This is a genomic window from Pacificimonas flava (genome assembly GCF_000342165.1).
Classification (GTDB): Bacteria; Pseudomonadota; Alphaproteobacteria; order Sphingomonadales; family Sphingomonadaceae; genus Pacificimonas; species Pacificimonas flava.
Genome location: NZ_AMRV01000015.1, coordinates 15358 through 37894, shown reverse-complemented (window position 1 = coordinate 37894; position 22537 = coordinate 15358). Strand labels below are relative to the sequence as shown.

The window sequence follows — 22537 nt, the reverse complement described above, 5'->3', positions numbered from 1 at the left end:
GTCGGGACTGTATGGCGGGAGGAACAGCAGGCTCGCGCCGGCCGCTTCGATCCGTTCACGCACGGCGGCGCGCATATGGTCTCGAAGCCGCCAATTCTTCAGCCGGATGAGTGTCCGCAATCCCAAACAATGCTGATCCCACGCCAATGTGAGCAGCGGCAGAGGGTAAGCGCGATAACCTTGAGCCGACTTATAGGCAGTTCGCTTCAGCCTCTCGTCCGAGAAATATATGCATCGACTTGCCGTTCCAATGCATCGAGGGGCAGCGACCCCTGGCTCAAAACCGCCTCGTGAAAAGCACGAATATCGAAACTTTGCCCTAATTGGCGCTCGGCACGTTCGCGCAACTCGGCGATCTTTAGCTGGCCAATCATGTAGCTGGTCGCCTGGCCGGGATTGTTGATGTAGCGGTCGACTTCTTTGCGGATGTCGCGCTCGGAATTCGGTGAGTTCGCGCGGAAGTAGTCGATCGCCCGGTCACGCGACCAGCGTTTGGAATGAATGCCGGTATCGAGCACGAGGCGGATCGCGCGCCACATCTGCAGCGACAGCATGCCGAAACGCTGCTCCGGCGTGGTGTAGACACCCATCTCATCCGCCAGCCGCTCCGAATAGAGCGCCCAGCCTTCGGTATAGGCGCCGTAACCGCCAAAGCGCCGGAACTTGGGCAGGCCTTCCAGTTCCTGCGCGCGGGCGATTTGGAAGTGATGGCCGGGAGCCCCTTCATGCGCGGCGATGCCGTCGGTCTGGACACGGTTGACCTGGTTCATATCGGCCAGATTCACATAGACGATGCCGGGCCGGGATCCGTCGGGGGCGGGACGATTGTAGAACGCGACCGCAGCCGTATCCTCGCGGAAGGGTTCGACGGCGCGCACGTCCAGCGCCGCTTTGGGCAGGCGCTCGAAATACTCCGGAGCCTTGGCCATCACGTTGGCAATCAGCGCGCGAGCCTCTTCCAGATAATGCTCCCGCCCCTCCTGTGTATTCGGATATTTGTAGGCCGGATCGGTGCGCAGCGCCGCGAAGAACTCCTCCAGCGTGCCCGTGAACCCGATTTCCCGCTTCACCTCCTCCATCTCCGCCCGGATGGCGGTAACCTGTTTCAGACCGATCGCATGGATTTGGTCGGCCGAGAGGTCTGTGGTGGTAGAGGTCGCAAGCCGATTGGCGTAATAAGCCTCGCCATCGGGCAAGCTCCACGCGCCGTTATTGCCATCGGCCTGCGGCTCGATCGCCCGGATGCCCGCGATCAGCGTCTCGACCCCGGTGCGAAAGGGCCCGGTCAGCGCCTCGCGTCCCTCGCCAAGCAGCCTGGCCTTTTCCGCTTCGGCAATCGCGAGCGCGTTCACCTTCGTCTGGAAATCGGCCCAGAGCGGATTGTCGTCGCCCGCCGTGAAGGGCGCACCTTCGAGAATGCTGCGAGCATCTGCGGTCGCAGGCTCGAAGACCATCTCGGGGGGAACAATCCCCATTTCGGCCTGCTGCTCCATGACCGCCACCGTCTCGCGCATGGCACGCTCGCTGTCGCGCAGGCGCGCTATATAGGCTTCGGCATCCGCGACGCTCCCCACCTTGTGCTGGTTGATGAGGAAGACGGGAATGCTGCCCGCGGGCGTTCCGTTGGTCGAGACGGGAAACCCATAGGCGCGGAAGCGCGCGCTTTCGCGTTGCCGCTCCACCTCGCGTTCGAACAGTTCGTAGCTCAGCCGTGCTGACGGACCCAAAGTTTCGGGATCGAACCGCGCGCGCATCTCGGCAAGCTGCTTTTCGGCGAGCGCAAGTTCCTTCTCTTCGCTTTCGAGCGTGTAGTCGCCAAGCTTGTCATAATCCTGCTGCGATCCGAGGCTGGTCAGCGTTTCCGGGCTAAGAGCGACCTGCGCATCGAATGCCGCGTCCAAAAAGGCGAGAAGACGTGCATCTTCCTGTGCGGTAGATGGCGTAGTGACACTCGTCTCGGCAGGAGAAACCGTGGGCACGCGTTCCATCTGCGCGGCACAGCCGGCGAGGAACAGGGCGGGGAGCAGGCGATAAATCATGCCTTGAGGTCCTTTCATTGGTGAGGCGACCGTACGGCTTGTGATAGCGTTATGGAACCCAGCTACGGCCCATGGTGGGTAACACGGATTTGCCGAGCGCAGCGCTATGCCGCTCTTTCAAATATCCGTTAGCAGGCTCGGAGGCTGAAAATCTGCTATGCTACTCGCCGCCCAAGAAGCGGACAGTTTGGTAATGGTGCAGCTTGAGCCGTACAGCCAGTGATCTGCACGCGTCGAAGGGCGCTTGAATTGCGGATTATTCGGCGCCAACCCGGGATCTGTCATCAAGAAGGCGGACGATTTCGGACTTCTGGTTAGGATTTAGGTGGGACGGATCGTGTGACGCTCACAGACGGGCTATCGCGATAGCGTCGCGCCATGCGCAGCTGACGAATGATGCCGTTGAAACTCGCGGTACACCCCTGAACACGACCGATATCGTGGTCCTGCTGCGCCGCTTCCCAAAACATCTCCAACGGCCATCTCTCCCGGCAATGCTGCAGGAGGCAGCGTAACGCGAGACGAACGGCAATCGTATCCACACGCCCGTTCGGTGAACGCTGCATCGCCTCGCGAAGGATCCGGACGGATAGATCGATCACGACCTGTTGATGCCGACTGCGCCGCGTCATGGGTCTCAGCGAAAGTTTCGGCTTTTGATGCGAACCGCCGCATCTTCCGGATCAATCCCGCCCTCGTGAGGCGGCCAATACTGGTCGCGCGGTTTCCAGCCCGCCTCGCGACGATCCGGTGATCCGGGATGGCGTGCGCCGTCGCCCCGGCCCGTGCGGTGGGCGAAATCCATGTCACCAATGCCGTGGAGCCGGGACGTATAATCGATGATCCGGTCGGCGATCACGTGGATCACCGATCCCTCGCGTTGGATACGGCCACGCACGCCGATCATGGACGCCGACATGACTGTTCGCCGCTGCGCTTCGAACCGGTCGGGCCAAAGAATGGCGTTGGCAATGCCCGTCTCGTCTTCGATGGTGATAAAAAGCACGCCCTTCGCGCTTCCGGGCTTCTGGCGAACGAGGATGATGCCGGCAACCTCGACCCAGCGGCCATCGCGCAGGTGTTCGAGGTCTGCGCAGGTCACGACCTTTTGTTGCCTGAGTTCATCGCGCAGGAAGGTGAGGGGATGCGCGCGTAGCGACAATTGCAGCGTGCGGTAGTCCTCGATCACCTCGCGGCCGTCCGTCAGCGGACGCAGGGCGACGTCCGGTTCATTGCTGTCGGTGCCACGCTCATTGCGGTCCGCAGCGGCGAACAGGGGCAGGGGGGTCTCGCCAAGCCCGCGTACGCGCCACAATCCCTGGCGCCGGTCATGACCAAATTCCTCGAAGGCGCCGGCTTCGGCAAGCCGTTCGATGGCTGCGCGCGGCGTCCCGGCGCGGCGCCAGACATCCTCGACACTTTCGTAAGTCACATCGCCGCGCGCCGCGACGATCGCGGCGCCGTGGCCATTGGCAAGGCCGCGGATCATGCGAAGACCAAGGCGTACCGTCAGCCAGCGGCCTTGTGCCGGTTCGAGCGTACAGTCCCACCGGCTGGCATTGACGCAAGGGCCGCGCACCTCGACGCCGTGCTCGCGCGCATCGCGTACGATCTGCGCGGGCGCATAAAACCCCATTGGCTGCGCATTCAGCAGTGCGGCGCAGAACACGTCCGGATGGTGGCACTTCATCCAGGACGAAGCGTAGGCGATCTTGGCGAAGCTCGCGGCATGGCTTTCCGGGAAGCCGTAGGATCCGAACCCCTCGAGCTGGTGAAAGGTGCGCTCGGCGAACTCGCGCGGATAGCCGCGTTCGACCATGCCGCCAATGAGCTTGTCCGAGAAATGACTGACGCCGCCGGTCATCTTGAACGTCGCCATGGCACGGCGAAGCCCGTCGGCTTCGGCAGGCGTGAAGCCGGCGCCGACGATGGCCACCTTCATCGCCTGTTCCTGGAATAGCGGCACGCCGAGCGTCTTCTCCAAGACCGCGCGCAGCTCCGGCTTTGGGTATTCCGGTCTCTCGAGGCCCTCGCGGCGGCGGAGGTACGGATGCACCATGTCGCCCTGGATCGGCCCGGGCCGGACGATCGCCACTTGGATGGCGAGGTCGTAGAAGCATTTCGGTTTCATGCGCGGCAGCATCGACATCTGAGCGCGGCTCTCGATCTGGAACGTGCCGAGCGTGTCGGCCTTCTGGATCATGGCGAAGGTGTCGGCGTCCTCATCCTGAAGATCGGCAAGGCCGATATCGATGCTCTTGGCCTCCCTTAGGAGGCCAAAGGCACGGTTCATGCAGCCGAGCATGCCAAGGCCGAGAACATCGACCTTCATGAACTTCAGCGCGTCGATATCGTCCTTGTCCCACTCGATGATCTGCCGGTCCGCCATGGCAGCGGGTTCGATGGGTACGAGATCGTCAAGCCGATCATGAGTTAGGACGAACCCGCCAGGGTGTTGCGAACTGTGCCGCGGGACACCGATCAGCTTGCGGGCAAGGTCGAGCGTCAGACGAAGCCGCCGGTCGGCGACATCGAGATTGAGTTCGGCGACGTGGCGCTCCGAGACACCCTCGGCGCTCCAGCCCCAGACGAGGCCTGCAAGGCTGGCGGTCATGTCCTCGGGGAGCCCCATGGCCTTGCCGACATCGCGCACCGCGCCACGGGCGCGGTAGCGGGTGACGACGGCAGTCAGCGCCGCATGCGTACGGCCGTAGGTCTCGAAGATCCACTGGATGATCTCCTCGCGCCGCTCATGCTCGAAGTCGACGTCGATATCGGGCGGCTCGCGCCGTTCACCGGAAACGAAGCGCTCGAAGAGCAGTTCGTGCCGGATCGGGTCGATCGAGGTGATGCCGAGGACGAAACAGACGCAGCTGTTCGCCGCCGATCCGCGCCCCTGGCACAGGATGCCGCGGCGGCGGCTCTCGGTGACGATCGCGTTCACGGTCAGGAAGTAGGGGGCATAGTCGAGCTCGCCGATCAGCCTGAGCTCATGCGCGATTTGCTTAGCATAGGCGTCCGGAACGCCGCCGGGGAACATGCGGGTCGCGGCTTCCTCCGTCAGCAGTTGTAGCGCCTCCTGCGCGCTGCGGCCTTCCATCACCCGCTCGTGCGGATATTGGTAACTGAGCTCGCCGAGGTCGAAGCGGCAACGGTCAGCGATCTCGGCAGTGGCAGCGAGCGCGTTAGGATAGTTTCGAAACCGCCGCGCCATCTCGTCCTGGCTCTTCAGAGCGCGGTCGGCATGCAGTTCGCGGGCAAAACCGAGTTCGTCCACGGTACATTTTTCGCGAATGGCCGTGACGACGTCCTGCAGCAGGCGCGCCTCTTCGGCATGGTAAAGCACGTTTCCGGTTGCAACCGCGCGAACGCCTGCTGCACGCGCCTGCTCACTCAGCTGGTGCATCCGGAGGGCATCGTCGGGCCGCCGCAGAAAGCTGAGCGCCATATAGGCGCGGTCCCCGAACAGCGCGGCCATATCGCGGAGGGCCGTTTCATTTGCTGTATCCGGGTCTCGGGGTACCAGTATCGCAATCAGCCCGTCCGACCATGTCTCGAGGTCATTCCATTCGAGCAGACACGCACCCTTGCCGCCGCGGGCCTTGCCGACGCTGAGGAGGCGGGTCAGGCGCGACCATGCCGCCCGGTCCGTAGGGTAGAGAAGAAGCTGGCGGCCGCAGACGAGGTCGACACGCGCGCCGGCGATCAGGCGAACGCCGGTGACCTTCTGCGCCTCCCAGGCGCGCACGATTCCGCCGACCGTGCCGAGATCGGCAAGGCCGAGGGCGCCATAACCAAGAAGGGCGGCCGCCGAGAACAGCTCCTCCGGGCTCGAGGCGCCGCGCAGGAACGAGAAATGGCTGAGCATGTGTAGTTCGACATAGCCGCTCATCCGAAAAGCCCGTGCATGTGCCAGCTAAGGTCGCCCGTCTCCGGCGACAGGCCGTCGCCGCGGCGGAAGATCCAGAAGCGCCGGCCCTCGGCGTCCTCGACCCGGAAATAGTCGCGCACGCCGCGCACCTCACCCTCGCGGCGCCACCACTCGCCGTGGATACGCTCGGGCCCATCGCCGGCGACGACCGCATATGGCCGACCGCGCCAGGTAAAGCGCCTCGGGGGATGATCGGGAAGGAGCGCCATGACATCGTGCAGCCGCTCGGGGCGGCGCAGCATGCGCACCGGTCGCTTCCAGTCCGGAAATCCGCCCGGTGTTTTGAGCGGGTCGCAGCGATGCTGCGCCCGTTCGGGCACATGATTGGGGGCCGGCGCCAACCGAAAGACGTTGCGTTCGCCAACCCGGCCCGCGATCCGGTCGACAAGTGCCGCGACATCGCGGATGCGCACATCTTCAGCGAGCAGGGACGCTGGGGTCATCGCCGCGAGCGGTTCGGTTCGCGAGGCGACGAGGCGGAACGCCTCCAGTCCAAAGCCCGGATCGATACGGTCCAGCTTCAGCGCAAAGAGCCGGTTCAGATGGGCAGGGTCCCGCGTTGCGCGCGAGGTTCCGACGGCAACGCTGCGCATCTCGCCGTCGACCCTTTCTGCGTGAAACACCGCGGTTCGCAGGCCGAGACCGCGTGTCCCGAGCAACGCGCAAAGGTCCTCAACAAGATCGCCGGCAACCGTCGCAATCTGCTCCGGGGTCCCGATCGGCTCCAGCAGATTGCGGCGCACCTCTGGCGCGGCCTCGTCGCGGACGGGCACGATCGGCTCGGCGAGGCGGCCGAGCGCCTGGTCGAGCCGGTCCACGGCGGCCTGCCCCAATCGCCGCACCAGGGGACCGCGGGCGACGGGCAGCAGGTCGCCTATGGTCTCGAACCCGAAGCGGCGGCATGCCGCGCGCGCGCCTTCGTCCAATCGAAGCCCTGCAATGGGAAGCAAGGACAGCATGTCGACCGTTCGGCCCGGCGGTATGACCTGCTTGGCGCTACGACCGTACCGCGCGGCCGCATGGGCGGCGCCAGGCGTGGCCGCAATGGCCACACGCGCGGTAAACCCTGCGCGGGCACAAAAGCGCACGACGTGACGGCAGAACCGCTCCGGTCCGCCATGCAAATGGCTAACGCCCGTCAGGTCGAGCCAGAGGCCGTCATTGCCGCTGAGCGAGGCCACTGGCGTCCAGTGGCGAACCGCGTGCAGCGCAAGCCGGTCCAGAAGCTGCATATCCGCTGCTATATCGTGCGGCCGCACATCGAGGTCCGGCACGAGCGCACGCGCCTGCGTTGCCGCCATACCGACCGTGATGCCAAGCGAGGCGGCGTGCTGGCAGCGCGCCGTCACGTCGTTCCGTCTTCCGGTCCGTCTAATGAGCACCAGGGGCACATCGTCGGCCTCGAAGCCCGGTGCCGTGACACGTTCGCTTGCCTCAGACGCATGGCCGCGCTTCCGAAACGGCGGATCGGCAGCTTCCGACCGGCGCCCGAGTTCGCGCATCGGCGGCTGCTGATGCCGGGGAAGGGCGCTGATCTGCGCCTCGACCTGTTCCTTCGCCCACCGCGCTCCCGGGCGCCAAGGCCCGCCGCGTGGTACGGAACAGGGACCCGGATCACTTGCAACCGGCAGGCGCTGGGACCGCGCCTCCTCAGGCGACCTGGCGGTATGCTGTTCCTGCCGCCGAACCCGCTCGACCGCGAGATGGGGCAGGTACAGCGAGGCGACCTCGCGCATCGCAGCCCTCCAGTTCCCAGATATGAGGCTCGCCGCCGCGCTGGCGGGCAAGTTCGACGCGCCAGCGGGGACGGCCGACGCCGGCCACCGGGAGCGGTGACGCGGATGCAGACGCGATCCGCCAGCGTGTGACAGCCGCGGAGGGTGCCGAGAGCGGGTCGACCTCCGCCTTGCGCCAGCGCCGCAGGAGCAGCACCGGCTGCCCGGCCTTTCCGGCGGCCAGCTGCAAGCGCCGGGTTGCGACAAGCGAGGCGCTGCGAACCTCGCCGATGACAGCGGCGGGGGTGCCGTCACGAAGCGCATCCTCGACGATGGCGAGCACGGACTTGTCGTCACTTGCCTCGGCGTAGATGACCGAGGCGGGCAACAGACCCGCCTGTTCAAGACCGGGGGCATAAAGATCGAAGCGGGAGGCTGCCCACAATATGGGCGCATTAAAATGCTCGGCAAAGCGCGCACCAATGCCTGCCAGAAACAGCGTCGCGGCGGCATCGTCGGACAGGCTGGTCGAGGCAGCTACGACCTCGTGAACGGCGTTCATAGCCAAGCCACCGCCGGAAATGCGCCGGTCGACGGGTGCGCAGCCAAAGGGTAGCGTGTCACGAGCGCCGGGGGCGCCCATGTCGATGGCCTCGCGGAGCTGCGCTAGATTCATAGGGGGAACTGGGTCAGGCTGGGTCACGACTCGGCTGCTCATGTGTTCCCCTTATGTTCTCTTTTGCCTGTGTCCGCGTCAAGCCGAGCAGCGCTGCACCGAGCGTATGTCAGATGAACATTTGAGGCGAAAACCCAGCGTTCATGGGCCTGGATGGCGCTGAAAAATTTCTGCGTGTCTGGCTCTGTGCCCCTTCGCTCTCATTGCCCTTCGACGGATATCCTTGAGGGGAAAAGATTTCGTCGTCGCGGCTTCAGATGGCATGATCTCCGACGTAGACGGGCCCGATGATTGTCATCGCCATGTTGCTCGCGTCCGTTCCCGTTATCGCCGAGGGTGACACCTTCACCTGTACCCCTGTCCGCGTCTGGGACGGCGACGGTCCGGTCTGGTGCGAGGAGGGGCCAAGGCTGCGCCTGAACGGGATCGCCGCACGCGAGACGGACGGAACGTGCCGGGGTGGCCACCCATGCCCGACCGCGACGGCCGAGGAGGCCACTGCGGCGCTGGTACGGGTCCTCCGCCCGGCGCGGGCCGAGAAACTGCGGAGTGGTCATACAGGCCTCTACGGCGCCCCGGTTCTCTCCTGCGTGTCAGGGGGCAGCGCAGGCGGCACGCGCACAGCGGCACGGTGCTGGCGACCGGACACGGTCGAAATCAGCTGCGCGATGGTCGCCTCGGGCACGGTGCTGGAGTGGAAACGCTATAGCAAGGGCGCGTACCGCGCGTGCGGCAAGCGGCCATAACCTGCTGTAGATCATAGACACTTTAATTTTGACCTGCCATGTCCATCTTGGGAGCGGCGCAAAGCCGCCGATCGATCCGGGGGGATTATGGCAACGATACCGAACGAACGGACACGCCTGCGCTTTGGTTTGTGGCGCAGGCTGCTGAATTTTCTGTCCTCACCGGGGCCGTCCGTCTCCTGCGGCGAGGACGGCTGCACCGAGGAAAAGCTTTGCCGCGAATGCGCCCACTGGCACGCGACCAAATAGCGATAATGGCCTCGCATCTCGCTGCGCGGAACTAGATCATTCACGGCAATCGGCCTTTCGGCCGACGACCTTGGAATCGCAACGTAAGTACGGTCTCGAACGTAACCGTTCCGCACCTGCCGATAACCGCTAGGCTTTCCAGTTAGGAACAGTATGTCCGACGAAGATCGAAGCCGTGTCCTCAGCGCAACCCAGATCCGGCTGATCGGCGCCGTCGACGAAGCGATGTACAGCAGCTTTCGCAGCCAGCTGGCGGCGTCGCCAACCGAAGGCGCGCTGGTGATCGCTATCACGACGCTTGGCGGCAATCCCGAGGTTGCCCGCGCAATGGGCGACGATGTGCGTCTGCTGAGCGAGACGGGCCGGCAGATGATGATGGTGGGAAAGTCCGCGGTATACTCAGCCGGCGCGACGTTCATGGCGTCGTTCCCCATCAAGGATCGCTACCTCACCGCAAACTCCAGCCTGCTCCTTCATGAGCGGCAGATGTCGAAAACAGTGACCTTGAATGGCCCGCTGCGCAGCTGCACTGCTCAGCTGAATGCCACACTGAACGAGATCAAGCATTCGATAGAAATCGAAGAGGCCGGTTTTCGCGCGCTCGTCGAAGGGTCCGATATTACGTTCAAAGAGCTCCAGGAAAAGGCGCCGCGAAACTGGTATGTCGGCGCCGAGGAGGCGCTCGAGCGTGGGTTAATCGCCGGGATAATCTGAGGCCACGGCCGAATGGTGGCGTAAGAGGGTTACAAGGTTAGTGCGGAAAACGCGGGGGAGGGGCCGATTTGTAATCTCTATCGGATGCGGTCCAACGCGGACGAGATCGCCCGGGTTTTCGATGCCAGAAACGTTGCCGGCAACATTCCCGATCTGCCGGAAATCTACCCGGACCAGAACGCCCCGGTGATTCGGAGCGTCGATGAGGGCAGGGTGATCGAAACCTTTACCTGGGGCTTTCCGCCGCCCGGGCAGGTTAAACGCCCCGTCACGAATGTCCGCAACCTCGAAAGCCCGTTCTGGCTGTCAGCACTTAAGAGGCCGGAGCGCCGCTGCCTCGTGCCGGTGACTGCATTTTGCGAGTGGACTGGACCCAAGGGCGCGAAGACGAAAGTTTGGTTCGATCTGATCGACGACCCGCTCTTCGCCTTTGCCGGCATCTGGCGACCTGTCGAGGGCAAAGCAACCCGGTTCGCTTTCCTGACCTGTGCGCCGAATGACATCGTTGGCGCCGTCCATCCGAAGGCGATGCCGGTCATTCTCACGCCTTCCGACGCAGAAATCTGGTTACGCGAAGACTGGCGAGTTGCGCTAAACCTAGTGAGCACTTACCCAAGCCGGAAAATGCGGTCGAATGACCGTAAACTTCTTTAACCACGCGGACGCTGCCAGGTCTGGGGCGACATACTTACAAATCTAAGTCTGTCTAACGCACAGAAGAATTGCAGGGCCTACGTCCGTTGATTCGAGCTGCTGACCTCCATAAACGCTGCGACGATTCCCCAAGCCAAACCGTGATTAGAACGCCCTTTTCAAGGGCTGCCAGATCAGACGCGAGACTCCACGCCGATCATCCCACCAAGGCTTTTCTTGGGCTTCTGCTGCGCAGTTCTAAGCGAAGGGATCCGCTCGGTACATCAGTCCCTCCAAGACCTCTTTGCTGTCCATTTTTGCTTCCGGATTTATCGAACTTTTTATCTTTGAAGCCGCCCGCCGGCGTCGGCCATTTGGAACGCGTTCCGAACGCGTTCCAGCATACCTAGCGGTGACCTCTTTGATCGCTGCGCGAAGCTCGTTTTCAAAACTATTGTCACCAGAAAACAAGTCCAGCGTCTCCAAGATTGCGTCGGTTTCCTGCTGCTTCTCAGCCCGATGGTTTTTAGCCGCGTGCGCCTTTTCATCGCTGTCATGAAACGGCATCATGCGGTCCACTTCCTCGTCGGACATGTAACCCGATATCGCCCGCATCAGCGTCCATGCCGGACCCATCGCAAATGCGGCAGACATCATGCTGATCATGTTGTCCGTGACGAACCACTGAAGCGCCGCGCTATCTTGCGCCTTCAGGTATTCAAGGCGATCTTCTTCCGACCGAAGCTGGGTCTTCAGATCCTCTATTTTCTTCGGAAGTTGCTCGCGTAAACGTTGGACTTTCTTTTCCTGTTTCGCGACACGTTGCGGCGCTCGGAGAAGCGTCTGCGACGGGGCTTCATTGCTGGATCCGGTCCTTCTTTGTCGGACACCAAAAGAAGGCGGACCACCCTTCAGCCAGCGCTCCCATAACTCCGGATCAACCCCGCTCGGACACACCTCGACGAGCAACTCTTCGAGGGCTTTTGATCGCTCCTTTGCGTTACGCAGATCAACCTGAATTCTTGCCTCTGGCGTCAAGGAATTCTTATGGCCAATGGCGGCTTCTACCATCTGAGAGAAACACTCCAGAAACGCCTCTCTCTCGCTATTCCTTCCAAGTTCGGCCGGAGCTAAACGCCCGCCTTCGTCTGCCTCTTCGTTTTTTGATGACATGCCAAATTCCCTCACCTGATAACCTGCCGAGACCAAGCTCGACCTTGACCCATGATGGGCCAAGGATGACTGACAGTTATCGGCAACGTGCCCACAGACCCTCGCAGGCCCTCCAGTCGTTCTGTGCTCTTGCTCTTGATCCAGATTGTATCGGCAGCGAGACCACAAAAACAGCGATTTTCCTACGACAAATCAAGTTTAAGGCCTCACAGAAACAAGATTTGTGACGCTTTAAGAGGGCGGCGCAATACCGCAAAAGTGGCCAACCACTTTTGCACGGGCTTTTTTCACCACGAACTGGCGAAAAACAGCCCTTATGCGCTCTCCGAGGGTTTGGCGTTCCAGCTCGCCGTACCGATCTGTTACGCTATGACGGCTTCGCGTCAGGGCCTCTAATGGTCCGTTCCGACCATTCCCGGAAGGGACTTTTTCAGGACATTCCCCGTCTTGGCAGATTGTCCTTACCACGCTCGATATTCACCCGTAATGCGCACCCTCAGTCGCGGATAGTTCATACCGCAAAGGCTACGATCAACGCTGACATTGCTGTGGTTAAAACTAAGGTCGCGCAGTTTCTTTGAGCCAAGGAACCGGAAGGGATTTTTCTGCGGATCGGCAAACGCAAATCGAAGAATATTAAAGCGAAGCACGAGCCTAATGCATGCGGCCTACGTGTCCACGAACCCGGACGTTAGCGCGCCAGGATCCTCAGCATGAAGATGTGCCTCTGCGTCGGCTGCACCGGAGAGATCGATACCGTAACTATGGCGCCTCTCGGGTATTAAGCGCGCGACCGCTACTACGAATCCACCAAACGCCAAGTCGCCTGGCAAACACCGGAATCGGTCCGGCGCGTCCTTATAGGCTGGTGACTGGATTCTTTTGCCAACATGATCTCGAGCGAGAGGCGAAAAAGAGGCGAAAAAAAGGGAGTGGCGGAACGTCGAAAGACGAAAACTTAACCCCGCGCTGGCCTGAACAGCCGGCCCCGGCGTTTCAGAAGAAGCTCTCTTACAATGAAGTATTCAATACTCGCGTATCGCGATGAGCAGATGCGCATAGAGGACTGCGCGGACCGGCTCGCAATTCATTTAGATTGGAAGCTGGTTCCCGTGCCGGAGCTATTGCCGCCGTCGCTACGCGCGCATCTCTGGAGATACGTTACATTCCCTGCCGGAGCGCCAACAACGCGTCTGTCGTATTCGAATATCATGATGACCGGCTTAGTGATGCAGAGGCGAACGGCCGTCTACGGGCAGGGCGGCACTTCCATATTTCTCACGGCTCTCTCAGAATAAGCGGTATGGGATGCCGATCCTGCGTTCAGCGTGTGCTCGTCGATTCAAGATAGTGCGGACGTACTCTGCTGCTTCTTCCTCGCTGGGGAAAAAACGCCGACACTCGCGGTACCGCTGACCGATCCTTCCCCATCTCGTTTCCACGATGGTCCCGCCGAATAGGTCGCGACTGGCCTCAATTTCATAATGGCGCGCGATCCGGCCATTTTCACTGCAAGCCCGAAAGGCTAGTGGTTTAAAGGGAAGGTTGGCAGACATAAAACTTGTTTAGCCGACCTAGAGAGAACGCCTCTAACGAAGATTCCTGTTCTGTTCTTCGTGACTGATTCATTCGCTGAATCAGTTGGCATACTTACACCAGCGGAATGTGCGGGAGGCCGACGAGGAAAGAGCTGGGAAGGCCCTGCGACAAGTCGACCCCACCGCAGGCCCCCGTGACCCTATTTGGGTGCACCCGATAGTGCGGTTGGCCCCGAAACTACCGAGTTGCGGGAAGAGCTGAACTTCCAGGACACACTCTTCATAACTTTTTGTGACATGGCAATCATTCGTAAACAAGCCTCTTCGTCGAGAAAAATTTAGGACGTTGCAGCACTATACGAATCGAAATCACATGCTAGATCGATCCGCAGACGAGCAGGGGGTGCCCTTACCCCAGAGCAACTTACCCCCTCCTCGTCGAATTCCTTGTTGCGCTGCCTTCAGCGCCACATCATAATTCGACTATTCAGCAGCTTTGTTTGTGCGATATCGCTTTGGTCCTACGCGATTTCCCACTATGTTATCCAGACGCAGTTTCATACTTCAATCCTGAAGAGCCGCTTCGTTCGATCCATTAGCTGGATTAAGCCTGTAGCCCATAAGCCGTGCAGGCAGCCTTCGCGACTTTGCCATCTAGATCTCACTTTCGTGCTCACGCGCTTCAGCAAGCTCGTTGGTCGTCTGCATTCCAAGAATCGGACCGGCCTTTGCCCCTGAGGCCCACTCGAACCAAATTGGCATTTCGGCAGAAAAGCTGGCGTTACAATTTAGTGGCCTCTTCAGAGCGTGCGAGGAAACACTGAAATGTTCAGCAGAGGCTGTGACGCAGCGGCAAGACAGGAACAAGCGACCAGTCGACGCTTTGAGTCGTCATAGCCACTTCGCTTCGTCTTTTCGAAACGGACATGTCGGTGATTTTCTGAAGGGCGAGAAACCATTGCAGCAGCTGGCGGAGAATTTCTGGAATTTTCGTGGATCCTTCAAGATCGCAAAAATTCTGGACGTCGGGACTCAGATGTCGCTGGTCCGCTGCGCCAACGGGCGGTTCCTCGTACTCGATAGCTATTCAGTGGACGATGATGACCGGGAGAACTTACTCGCCCTCACGGATGGCGGGAAAGCGATCGACGCGATCATCAACGTTCATCCGTTTCATACGCTTCACTGCCGCGCCATGCACGATCTGGCCCCGCCAGCGCGACTGATCGGGACTCGCCGGCACCGCGTAGCGGCAGCGGAACTGCCGTGGGAGGATGGGGTCATCGAAGATCCCCGGACTCAAGCCGATTTCGTCAAGGAACTTGACTTCTCCCTACCTGGCGGCGTCGATCTGGTGACCGACGATGATAGCGTTCACGCAGGATCGGTGCTGGTCCGCCATCGGGACAGCGGCATCGTGCACGTCGACGACACGCTGAACGTGCTGGCAGCGCCTGGCATCTTGGGGCGAATTCTACCCCAATCGCAACTCAAATTTCATCAGGCGTTGCCAAAGGCCTTGGAGAAGCGACCGGGTGCAGCGGACGCTTTCGTCCGGTGGGCACAGAAAATTGCCCAGGATTGGACGCACACGTCCATCGTCTGCGCTGCCCACTCGGCCGTTCGCCGGCTTTCCCGGGAAGGCTGGCAAAAGGAGCTTCTGGAGGCTTTGTCCGGAGTTCGGAAAACACTCGACAAACACCGCGCCGAATTTGGTTGAGCCTCTACCCATTCCCCTCGAAGAAAGGAGGCCAGCCATGGCCGACAAACAGATTACGATCATCAATCCACTCACCGAAAAGGTGATCGCGTCCTACGACTATATGTCGGACGAGGAAGCGGCTGCCATCGTACAGACAAGTCATGATGTCTTCCTCGAATGGCGGCTGCGTAGCCTGGACGACCGGGCAAAAATTGTATCGGCGATTGGCGCGGCATTGCGCGCAAAGAAGGAAGAATTTGCTCAGTTAATGACTGATGAGACCGGCAAGTTGATCGGCGACAGTCGGGAGGAGATCGACCTTTGTGCCGGCATATGCGACTACACCGCGGAGCACGGACCCAAGGTCCTGGCCGACAAGGAGCGCGAGGTCGAAGGCGCGACCGGCGTAGTCGTTCATGCGCCAATCGGCGTGGTGTACGGAATCCAGCCGTGGAATTTTCCTGCGTATCAGGCAATCCGCTACTCCATCGCCAGCCTCATGGCCGGCAACGGAGTTTTGCTGAAGCATTCCGAGAATTGTACCGGTAGCGGCATTTTCCTGCGCGATCTCTACGAAGGGGCCGGTCTGCCCAAGGGCCTGTTTGGCATCTTGCGCATTACGCACGATCAGTCGGACGCGATCATCGCGAACGATCTGGTGCGCGGCGTGACCCTGACCGGAAGCGACACGGCGGGGCGCCAGGTCGGCGCCAAGGCTGGGGAGCATGTCAAGAAGACCGTCCTCGAGCTCGGATCGAACGATGCCTACCTGGTACTCGACGATGCCGACCTGGATCTTGCTGTGAAAACCTGCGTCGCCGGCCGCCTCTACAATAACGGCCAGACCTGCGTGAATGCCAAGCGCTTCATCGTGACCGACAGGAATTACGATGCCTTTGTGAAGGCCTATTCCGAACAGTTCGGCGAGATCGAGATGGGCGATCCCAACGATGGCGCCACCAAACTGGGCCCGCTCGTCTCCGAAGCGCAGCGCGGCAAGCTGCACGAGCAGGTTGAGGAAAGCGTGGCCAAGGGCGCCCAGTTGGTCGTCGGCGGCGAAATTCCGGATCGCACCGGCTGGTTCTATCCCGCCACCGTGCTGGCCAATGTCGAACCGGGCCAGCCTGCCTATGACGATGAACTGTTCGGCCCGGCAGCGTCGATCATCCGCGCCAAAGACGACGAAGACGCCATGCGCATCGCCAATGACAGCCGATACGGCCTGGGCGGAGGGATTTTCAGCCGCAACGTGGACCGCGCCCGCGAACTCGCGGCCACTCGTTTCGACACTGGGATGGTGTTCATCAATACGTTCGATGTTGCGTCGCCTGCTCTTCCTTTCGGCGGCGTGAAAGGTTCAGGATATGGCCGGGAACACGGACCGGAGGGTTTGAAGGAGTTCGTGAATATCAAGTCAATCAAGATCGCGTCCTGAGAGCTATTTCCGTACGCTTTCGCGGAGGTAGCGGGAGTAGGGCAGGAACCACCGGCTTAGCTGCAGGAGAGGTCGGCGCGAGAGAATGGTGCGGCGACGCTTCAGATCGATGCGGAATTATCGGCATCCTGTGGGCAAACACCGGCTGCATGCCTTCGAAGCTAATGATGCCGGCTCGATCCCGGTCGCCCACTCGAAGCCTCTTTAGCGACTTGCGCTCCATTTCTGGCTAAGGCGGTGCGGATCTACTGTGGCCGCAAGCGCCGGATCAGCACGCGACGGATGACAATCCGGTGCTCGCCATCCTATTATAATTTGTGGACTGCACACTTCGAGCAGCCATTCATCCGCTTCAGATCCTCGATCAGCAGCGCTGCCCCTCGAGCGCTTAGGCGTTCATGATCTCGGCCTTTTTCAGCAGATCGCGTAGGTTCGGAGCGGGTGTCGCAAGCAGGTTGTTCAGCGCCTCTCCTGAAGCCGCGCGGGCTCCGTTTCGCCCTCTTCAGGCTGACCGAGGTTATGTCGGACACAACTGTAAATTCGGGGTGTTTATGATCGGGTGGGCGTTTCGGTTTGCCTTTAGACAGTTAGACCATGTTAGAAAGTTAAGGGCGCGTGTCGGCTCGTTGAGCCAAGGAATTCCCGCGATTCGCAGTCGAGGGCTGTATCTGATACCCCACAGGAATGTTTCCAAAATCCCGTAAGAGCGTCACCGATATCCCGACAGAGCGTCACCGATATCCCGACAGAGCGTCACCGATATCCCGACAGAACGTCACCGATATCCCGACAGAACGTCACCGATATCCCGACAGAGCGTCACCGATATCCCGACAGAACGTCACTGATCATCTCGTGCGCTGATTAGCTCCTGTGAGTAAATGTCACTGATCCCCCGATCAAACAGATGCACCGTGCGGACAGCTTCAGCTTTGGGTTTGCTTTTCGGACTGAGAAAAACGATTCATTTCAAACGATAAATCGGCCCTGGTCCTATGCCATAGGGAGTGACTTTCGACCGAGGAGCGAGCTGTTACTCTGTTTTGGTGAACCAACCGTCTGCTGATACGGAGCCCATAAGCACGTGGAGAACGGGTTTTCGGTGACAATCCGTCGATACCGTCGGGTGATCGGTGACGCTAAGGCTGAAAGCGGCGGCGCCATAGGGGAATGGTCGGCTTAAAGCTGCCTGGCCGGCGGCCGACCTCCCGCGCCGTCGATCGGCAGAACCGATGGGAAGGGAAATTGAGGCTGTTATTGCGGCTCCCCTGCCCTGCCCTGCCCTACCCTACGCTCCCCGTGTCTTGGTTGTCGGATTGCCCCGAGGCCATCTGGCTCGACTTGGTCCGGCGTCGAATGACTCATCAGGAACGATTTGCTTTCTGTTGCCGCGGCACTGAACAAAAATGATTGGATTGAACTGTGAGCAGCGAATTGTTCCGAAGCATAGCGAGATCCAGCCCGTGAGCAGCCTAGGCTTCATATCTTTGAGGCGCGGCAGCTTGGGGCCGCCGGCTGGGTTTCGAAGGGTCCTGACGTGTTTAGGATTGGCGGAAAGGCCACGATGCCAAGTCAGGCAGTGGGCGCATAAAACGACTTGTATGGAGCAATAGAGGTGAGGGGCCGCGCCTGGCTGCCCTCCTCAACGGTCGCGATCTCATGGGCATCGAATATTCGCGAGGGGTCGACGCCTGCGGGCTGGTGAGTTTGACGTCGAGAGGCCGCTGATCTTGATACAGGCTTTATAAATGCAACCAGCAATTCCAAACGCTCAACGAGCTTCATGGAAGCATTAGGTGGAGGCGGTTCGACAAAGCAGGTGCGAGGGACAGCATATATCGAGCAATTAAATCCGGACATGTCGAGAGTTCGATTAAATTTTGTTTAAGCAAAGAATGTTTCGTCGCTGTTTGGTCAAGAGGAAACTACTTCGAACTCCATTTTGGACGCTCAGCTTTACCAAAATGCATTTGAGCGTATCGACGAGGCGGTGTTCGTGCGTACCAGCACGAGCTAATTTGCTGAAGAAATGCGCGCCCATTGTATCGCACTCCGGTGGCCGAGCAAGGATTTGAGCGTACCGAAACCCTGCGGCGAACGCTACCGTCGCAGGGTTTCTCGTTTGTAGAGCATCTCGTTTACATTGAGAGGGTCGACGGCACGGTAAAATCAAACTTAGCCAAGCTGAGAAACATCGGCTCCATAGCGCGCAGCTGATCTCGACATGGTCGGTTCGCCAGCATCACGCCGCTGGACGCGTACCGGCAGCGCTGCCGGCTGACACGGAAGGATAGAACCGGAGCGCGGTAGAGGCCAACATGGCCTCTACCAAGCCTCTCAGCACTGGGCTTCAGAAGGTGGACCAAGCGCGTCTTTTGCTTTCCCCGCTGTCGGGGTAGGGTACGGGTGACCGGCGCTGCACCGTCCGTTTTGCGCGCCGCTATGCAGTTCAGGCGTGGGCGCGGGCTCAACAACGATGACCGGACGGAGACGAGCAGGACGGTAATCAGGATCATCCAGAGTTACACCTTCAATCGCTCGATGATGTACGACGTCATTCAAAATGGTTACGTGGTCATCCCCAAAGGCTAGCGCGCACTGAGTGAGATCACTTGGATGACTGGCAAGGGGATGTTCGGGAAATCCGGCAAGATGGATGTGGAGATCCGTTACATTGAGGTCGACGGCAACCGCATCCCGGTCGTCGGCAAATTCCGCCAAGAAGGGTGAGGCAACACCGTCGCTACGATCGGCGCTGTCGTCGCAATTCCAGTTGCCGGTTTCTTTGTAACGGGCCACAGCGGGGAGATCCCGTCAGGGCGCGAACTGAAGGTGTTCACGAAGGACGAACTCACTGTCGCGATCGCTGATACGCCGGCGCCGGCACGGATGGTCGCGGGACCAGTCGCTCCTGCCGTGGTGGGCGTCACCTCAAGGTTTGTGCGCCAGACAACGATTTGGCGGACATAATGAGAACACTGGCTATGCCACGAGTTTGAGGCGGGCCATGGGATCGTTGAGGGTGCGGAACTCGCCAGGGGAGAGCCGGTTTGCCCTTTGCCACAGATAGTCGCCGGTCAAACTGATATGCACCCAGCCCATCGGCGAGAGATGGGCAAGCAGCGCATCATCGAAGGTGCCGCCGGATGATTGGAGATGCTGGGCGGCCCTGTCCATATAGACGGTGTTCCAGTAAGAAATCGCCGCGATCAGCAGATTGAGGCCCGATGCCCGATATTCCTGATTCTCGATCGAGCGATCGGTGAACCGCCCCTGTCGGTTGGTGTAGATCGCGGCGGCAAGGGTATGACGTGCTTCGCCTTTATTGAGGCCGGCCTGGCAGGCGCGACGCAAGTCGGGCTGTTCAAGCCAGTCGAGCGCAAATAGCGTCCGCTCGATGCGGCCGAGTTCGGCCAGCGCAAAATCCAGCCTGTTCTGGCGCTTGTAGGCGGCCAGCTTGCGCAGGATCGCGGAGGGCGCAACGGCTCCTTCCTTAATGGAGGCGACGATCCTGACGATGTCATCCCAATCGGCTTCGATCGCCGCCGTCTTGATCGTGCGGCCCATGAGGCTTTCGATGCCTTTGTAGGTCGAAGGCGCGGCGATCGAGCCGAGTTTCCGGTCGGCGATGTCGCGCAGACGGGGCACGAACCGGAAGCCGAGAAGATGGCAAAGGGCAAAGACATGGTCCGTCGCGCCGCCGGTATCAGTGTAATGCTCATGCAGCGGTAGCGCGCCGGCGCCGAGCATCAGGCCATCCAGCACGTAGGGGGCCTCGCCGGCGGTGGCCGACATGATCCGCGATCCGAACGAGGCAAAATGATCGGACAGGTGGGAGTAGATCTTCAGGCCCGGCTCGCTGCCATATTTCGCATTGATGTCGGCCGCCGCCGATCGGTTGCGGCCCGAGCGGAAGAACTGCCCATCGGAGGATGAACTAGTGCCGGCTCCCCAATGGCGCGTGAAAGGAAGATCATGGTGCGCGGCAACGATCATCCCCAACGCGGCCTGATAGTTTTCGGGCGACAAATACCAGTTGTGGGTCCAGGCAAGCTGGGCGTAGCTCACCCCGTCGCTGGCGTTGGCCATGCGCTCTAGACCCAGATTCGATCCATCAGCGAGAATGGCGGCGAGGATCGCGTGCGGGTTGTCATGCTCCTTGCCGGACCGAAGATCGCGAAATGCGCTCAGGAACCCGGTGCGCTCGGCCACCTCGACCAGGAGTTCGGTGATCCGCACGCGCGGAAGCAAGGCGTCGAGCCTGCGATCGAGAGCCTCCGCCTCGGGTGGAGTGATCGCCGGCATGGGTTGCAGCTTGAGCCGGTCGCGTTCGAGCGCCACGCCCGCGAGCCTGTTCGCCTTGAGTTGCTTGGCGAAACGGCGCAGCCGCCAGTCGAGCGTCCTTGCCCGCTCCTCCAGATAGGCGGCCGCATCGGTCTGGAATGGCAGGCTGTCGGCCACCTTATCGGCATCGCGTCGACTCAGCAAATAGGTGTCGAAGCGGCGATAATTGCGGGTTCCTTCGACCCATATGTCGCCGGCGCGCAACCGATCGCGCAGCGTGGCCATGATGGCCGTCTCGTATCGCCGGCGATCGACCTGGCCACCTTCGGTGATGAGGCGCTTCCACTGCCGGTTGGCGAATGGGAGCGGAACGCCCTCGGGCAGGCTGCGGGCCTTGCGGGCATTGGTATCGCGGATGACCTCGATGGCCTTGACCAGTTGCGATCCGCTCCCCGATGCCTTGAACGTGAATGTATCGAGGAAAGCCGGGCTGAACCGCCGCAGCGTCGCATAGCGACCAGTCGCCGCGACAAGCGCATCTTCGCCCGCCAGCTCGGCCAGCGCATCGACCTGCGATTTGGCTGCGACCAGTCTGTGCCAGCCTACCGCTTCGTCGATCAGTTCGAGCGGATTACCGCCATGTTCGACCGCCTCTCCCAGCGCGGCGATCGTCGCGCCGAACAGCCGCATAAGTTCGCCGACCGAGCGGATGCTGTCCTGATAGCGCCTTTCCCGCCCGCGCCGCGCCCGTGTGAACAGGCTTCCGACAAGCCTGTCGAACATCTGGATCGCACCATCGGCGAGCCTGGCATCGAGGTCGATGACCGCCGCGATCAGCGTCGCGCGGCGCCTGTTAAGGCTATAATCGGAGAGCAGGAACGCCGGCGCAACGCCACCTTCGCGCATGAACTGCGCGAACCGGAAGTCGGGGATTTTCGCGCCGATCGCCGGGTCGATGCCGATTCCGCGCACATAGCGTAGCCGTTCCAGCAGCCCGTTGATGTTCGCCGTGGTGGGCGCTTCCTCGAAATTGCGCAGCCAGGCCAGCGGCGTCATGCCGAAGTCGCTGTTGTTGACGATCAGATCATCGATCCGCGCCAGTTCGGCATGACCCAGGCTTTCGACAATGAGCGCCGCCGCGGCTTTGCGGGCGCGTGCCCTGCCGGCGAGGCCCGCACGTTCGAGCGTGTCTGCCGATGGAAGAATGAAGCGTTCCTGCTTCAGCCCCTCCATCAATGCGCGGACAATAGGTTCGCCCCGATCGGTCCGCTCCGCAGCTCTTGCGGCGAGATCGAGCGCGAGCGGTATATCCCCTCGCCGAAAAGGGTGTAGCCCCAGATGCCGTGCCGCAATGTCGGCATGATCGTTACGTGTTTGCGCGCGCTGGCCATAGTCGGCGAACGCATCAACATCGACGAAGAGCTGGGCGGCGAGATAGTGAAGGACCGCATCGGGGACGTCGACGTCGGGCTGCAAACCGAAGCCGGGATGCCGCATAAGCGCGATCTGCGTTGCCAGACCGAGGCGGTTGGCAGGGCGATAGCGGCGACCGACCAGTTCGAGATCCTCGGCGGCAAGGGTATAGTGGCCGACGATCGCGGTTTCGTCATGGGGGATATCGAACAGGCGACGCCTTTCTTCTCCGGTCAATAATCGCCGCCGCGCCATCCTGCCTCCATCCCGAGTCGAGAGCGACAGGCTA

The 22537-nt window shown here is 61.0% G+C and carries 13 protein-coding genes; 5 read left to right on the top strand and 8 right to left on the bottom strand.

Translation table 11 applies throughout. The features are described 5' to 3' along the window. Window positions 1-206: 206 nt before the first annotated feature. From C725_RS13915 to C725_RS13900, 4 genes are all read right to left on the bottom strand, one after another. Window positions 207-2039 carry a DUF885 domain-containing protein gene (locus tag C725_RS13915; protein ID WP_008603816.1) on the bottom strand — a complete coding sequence of 611 codons (1833 nt, stop codon included), beginning with the start codon at window positions 2037-2039 and terminating at the stop codon, window positions 207-209. Window positions 2040-2676: 637 nt separating this feature from the next. After that, window positions 2677-5931 (bottom strand): error-prone DNA polymerase, encoded by a 3255-nt coding sequence (locus C725_RS13910; RefSeq protein WP_008603815.1) that lies wholly within the window; start codon window positions 5929-5931, stop codon window positions 2677-2679. Beyond that, window positions 5928-7472, bottom strand: a complete 1545-nt coding sequence (locus C725_RS13905; protein WP_008603814.1) for a DUF6504 family protein — start codon at window positions 7470-7472, stop codon at window positions 5928-5930. The genes C725_RS13910 and C725_RS13905 overlap by 4 nt, the downstream gene beginning before the upstream one ends. A gap of 148 nt (window positions 7473-7620) precedes the next feature. Beyond that, window positions 7621-8361 (bottom strand): ImuA family protein, encoded by a 741-nt coding sequence (locus C725_RS13900; protein ID WP_184460268.1) that lies wholly within the window; start codon window positions 8359-8361, stop codon window positions 7621-7623. A gap of 287 nt (window positions 8362-8648) precedes the next feature. On the opposite strand from C725_RS13900, the gene C725_RS13895 reads away from it, so the two are divergent. From C725_RS13895 to C725_RS13885, 3 genes are all read left to right on the top strand, one after another. Beyond that, the gene (locus tag C725_RS13895) at window positions 8649-9107 is read left to right on the top strand and encodes a hypothetical protein (RefSeq protein WP_038283516.1); all 459 of its coding nucleotides are present in this window, start codon (window positions 8649-8651) and stop codon (window positions 9105-9107) included. Window positions 9108-9509: 402 nt separating this feature from the next. Beyond that, window positions 9510-10070 carry an ATP-dependent Clp protease proteolytic subunit gene (locus C725_RS13890; RefSeq protein WP_008603811.1) on the top strand — a complete coding sequence of 187 codons (561 nt, stop codon included), beginning with the start codon at window positions 9510-9512 and terminating at the stop codon, window positions 10068-10070. A 66-nt stretch (window positions 10071-10136) separates the two neighbouring features. Further along, on the top strand, window positions 10137-10724 hold the full coding sequence (locus C725_RS13885; protein WP_038283514.1) for an SOS response-associated peptidase: 588 nt from the start codon (window positions 10137-10139) through the stop codon (window positions 10722-10724). 237 nt (window positions 10725-10961) lie between these two features. Here the strand turns inward: C725_RS13885 and C725_RS13880 are convergent, their stop codons facing one another. Together C725_RS13880 and C725_RS15960 are read right to left on the bottom strand one after the other, a co-directional pair. After that, on the bottom strand, window positions 10962-11876 hold the full coding sequence (locus C725_RS13880; RefSeq protein ID WP_038283512.1) for a hypothetical protein: 915 nt from the start codon (window positions 11874-11876) through the stop codon (window positions 10962-10964). A gap of 1289 nt (window positions 11877-13165) precedes the next feature. Further along, entirely contained in the window at window positions 13166-13432 is a 267-nt protein-coding gene (locus C725_RS15960) for a WGR domain-containing protein (protein WP_078056309.1), read from the bottom strand. Between the two features lie 865 nt (window positions 13433-14297). Between C725_RS15960 and C725_RS13870 the strand changes: the two genes are divergently transcribed. Next, on the top strand, window positions 14298-15134 hold the full coding sequence (locus C725_RS13870; protein WP_008603808.1) for an MBL fold metallo-hydrolase: 837 nt from the start codon (window positions 14298-14300) through the stop codon (window positions 15132-15134). A 37-nt stretch (window positions 15135-15171) separates the two neighbouring features. After that, window positions 15172-16551: an NAD-dependent succinate-semialdehyde dehydrogenase gene (locus C725_RS13865; RefSeq protein ID WP_008603807.1), complete on the top strand. Its 1380-nt coding sequence runs from the start codon at window positions 15172-15174 to the stop codon at window positions 16549-16551. A 2337-nt stretch (window positions 16552-18888) separates the two neighbouring features. Here C725_RS13865 and C725_RS16290 read toward each other — a convergent pair. Further along, window positions 18889-19350, bottom strand: coding sequence for a hypothetical protein (locus tag C725_RS16290; RefSeq protein ID WP_149864701.1), 462 nt, complete (start codon window positions 19348-19350; stop codon window positions 18889-18891). A gap of 183 nt (window positions 19351-19533) precedes the next feature. Beyond that, window positions 19534-22503 carry a Tn3 family transposase gene (locus tag C725_RS13855; protein WP_008603805.1) on the bottom strand — a complete coding sequence of 990 codons (2970 nt, stop codon included), beginning with the start codon at window positions 22501-22503 and terminating at the stop codon, window positions 19534-19536. Window positions 22504-22537: the final 34 nt, after the last annotated feature.

Excerpts from the sequence above, each read along its gene's own strand:
- C725_RS13915 (WP_008603816.1), bottom strand. The coding sequence starts at position 2,039 with ATGATTTATCGCCTGCTCCCCGCCCTGTTCCTCGCCGGCTGTGCCGCG.
- C725_RS13910 (WP_008603815.1), bottom strand. The coding sequence starts at position 5,931 with ATGAGCGGCTATGTCGAACTACACATGCTCAGCCATTTCTCGTTCCTG.
- C725_RS13905 (WP_008603814.1), bottom strand. The coding sequence starts at position 7,472 with ATGCGCGAACTCGGGCGCCGGTCGGAAGCTGCCGATCCGCCGTTTCGG.
- C725_RS13900 (WP_184460268.1), bottom strand. The coding sequence starts at position 8,361 with ATGAATCTAGCGCAGCTCCGCGAGGCCATCGACATGGGCGCCCCCGGC.
- C725_RS13895 (WP_038283516.1), top strand. The coding sequence starts at position 8,649 with ATGATTGTCATCGCCATGTTGCTCGCGTCCGTTCCCGTTATCGCCGAG.
- C725_RS13890 (WP_008603811.1), top strand. The coding sequence starts at position 9,510 with ATGTCCGACGAAGATCGAAGCCGTGTCCTCAGCGCAACCCAGATCCGG.
- C725_RS13880 (WP_038283512.1), bottom strand. The coding sequence starts at position 11,876 with ATGTCATCAAAAAACGAAGAGGCAGACGAAGGCGGGCGTTTAGCTCCG.
- C725_RS15960 (WP_078056309.1), bottom strand. The coding sequence starts at position 13,432 with ATGTCTGCCAACCTTCCCTTTAAACCACTAGCCTTTCGGGCTTGCAGT.
- C725_RS13865 (WP_008603807.1), top strand. The coding sequence starts at position 15,172 with ATGGCCGACAAACAGATTACGATCATCAATCCACTCACCGAAAAGGTG.
- C725_RS13855 (WP_008603805.1), bottom strand. The coding sequence starts at position 22,503 with ATGGCGCGGCGGCGATTATTGACCGGAGAAGAAAGGCGTCGCCTGTTC.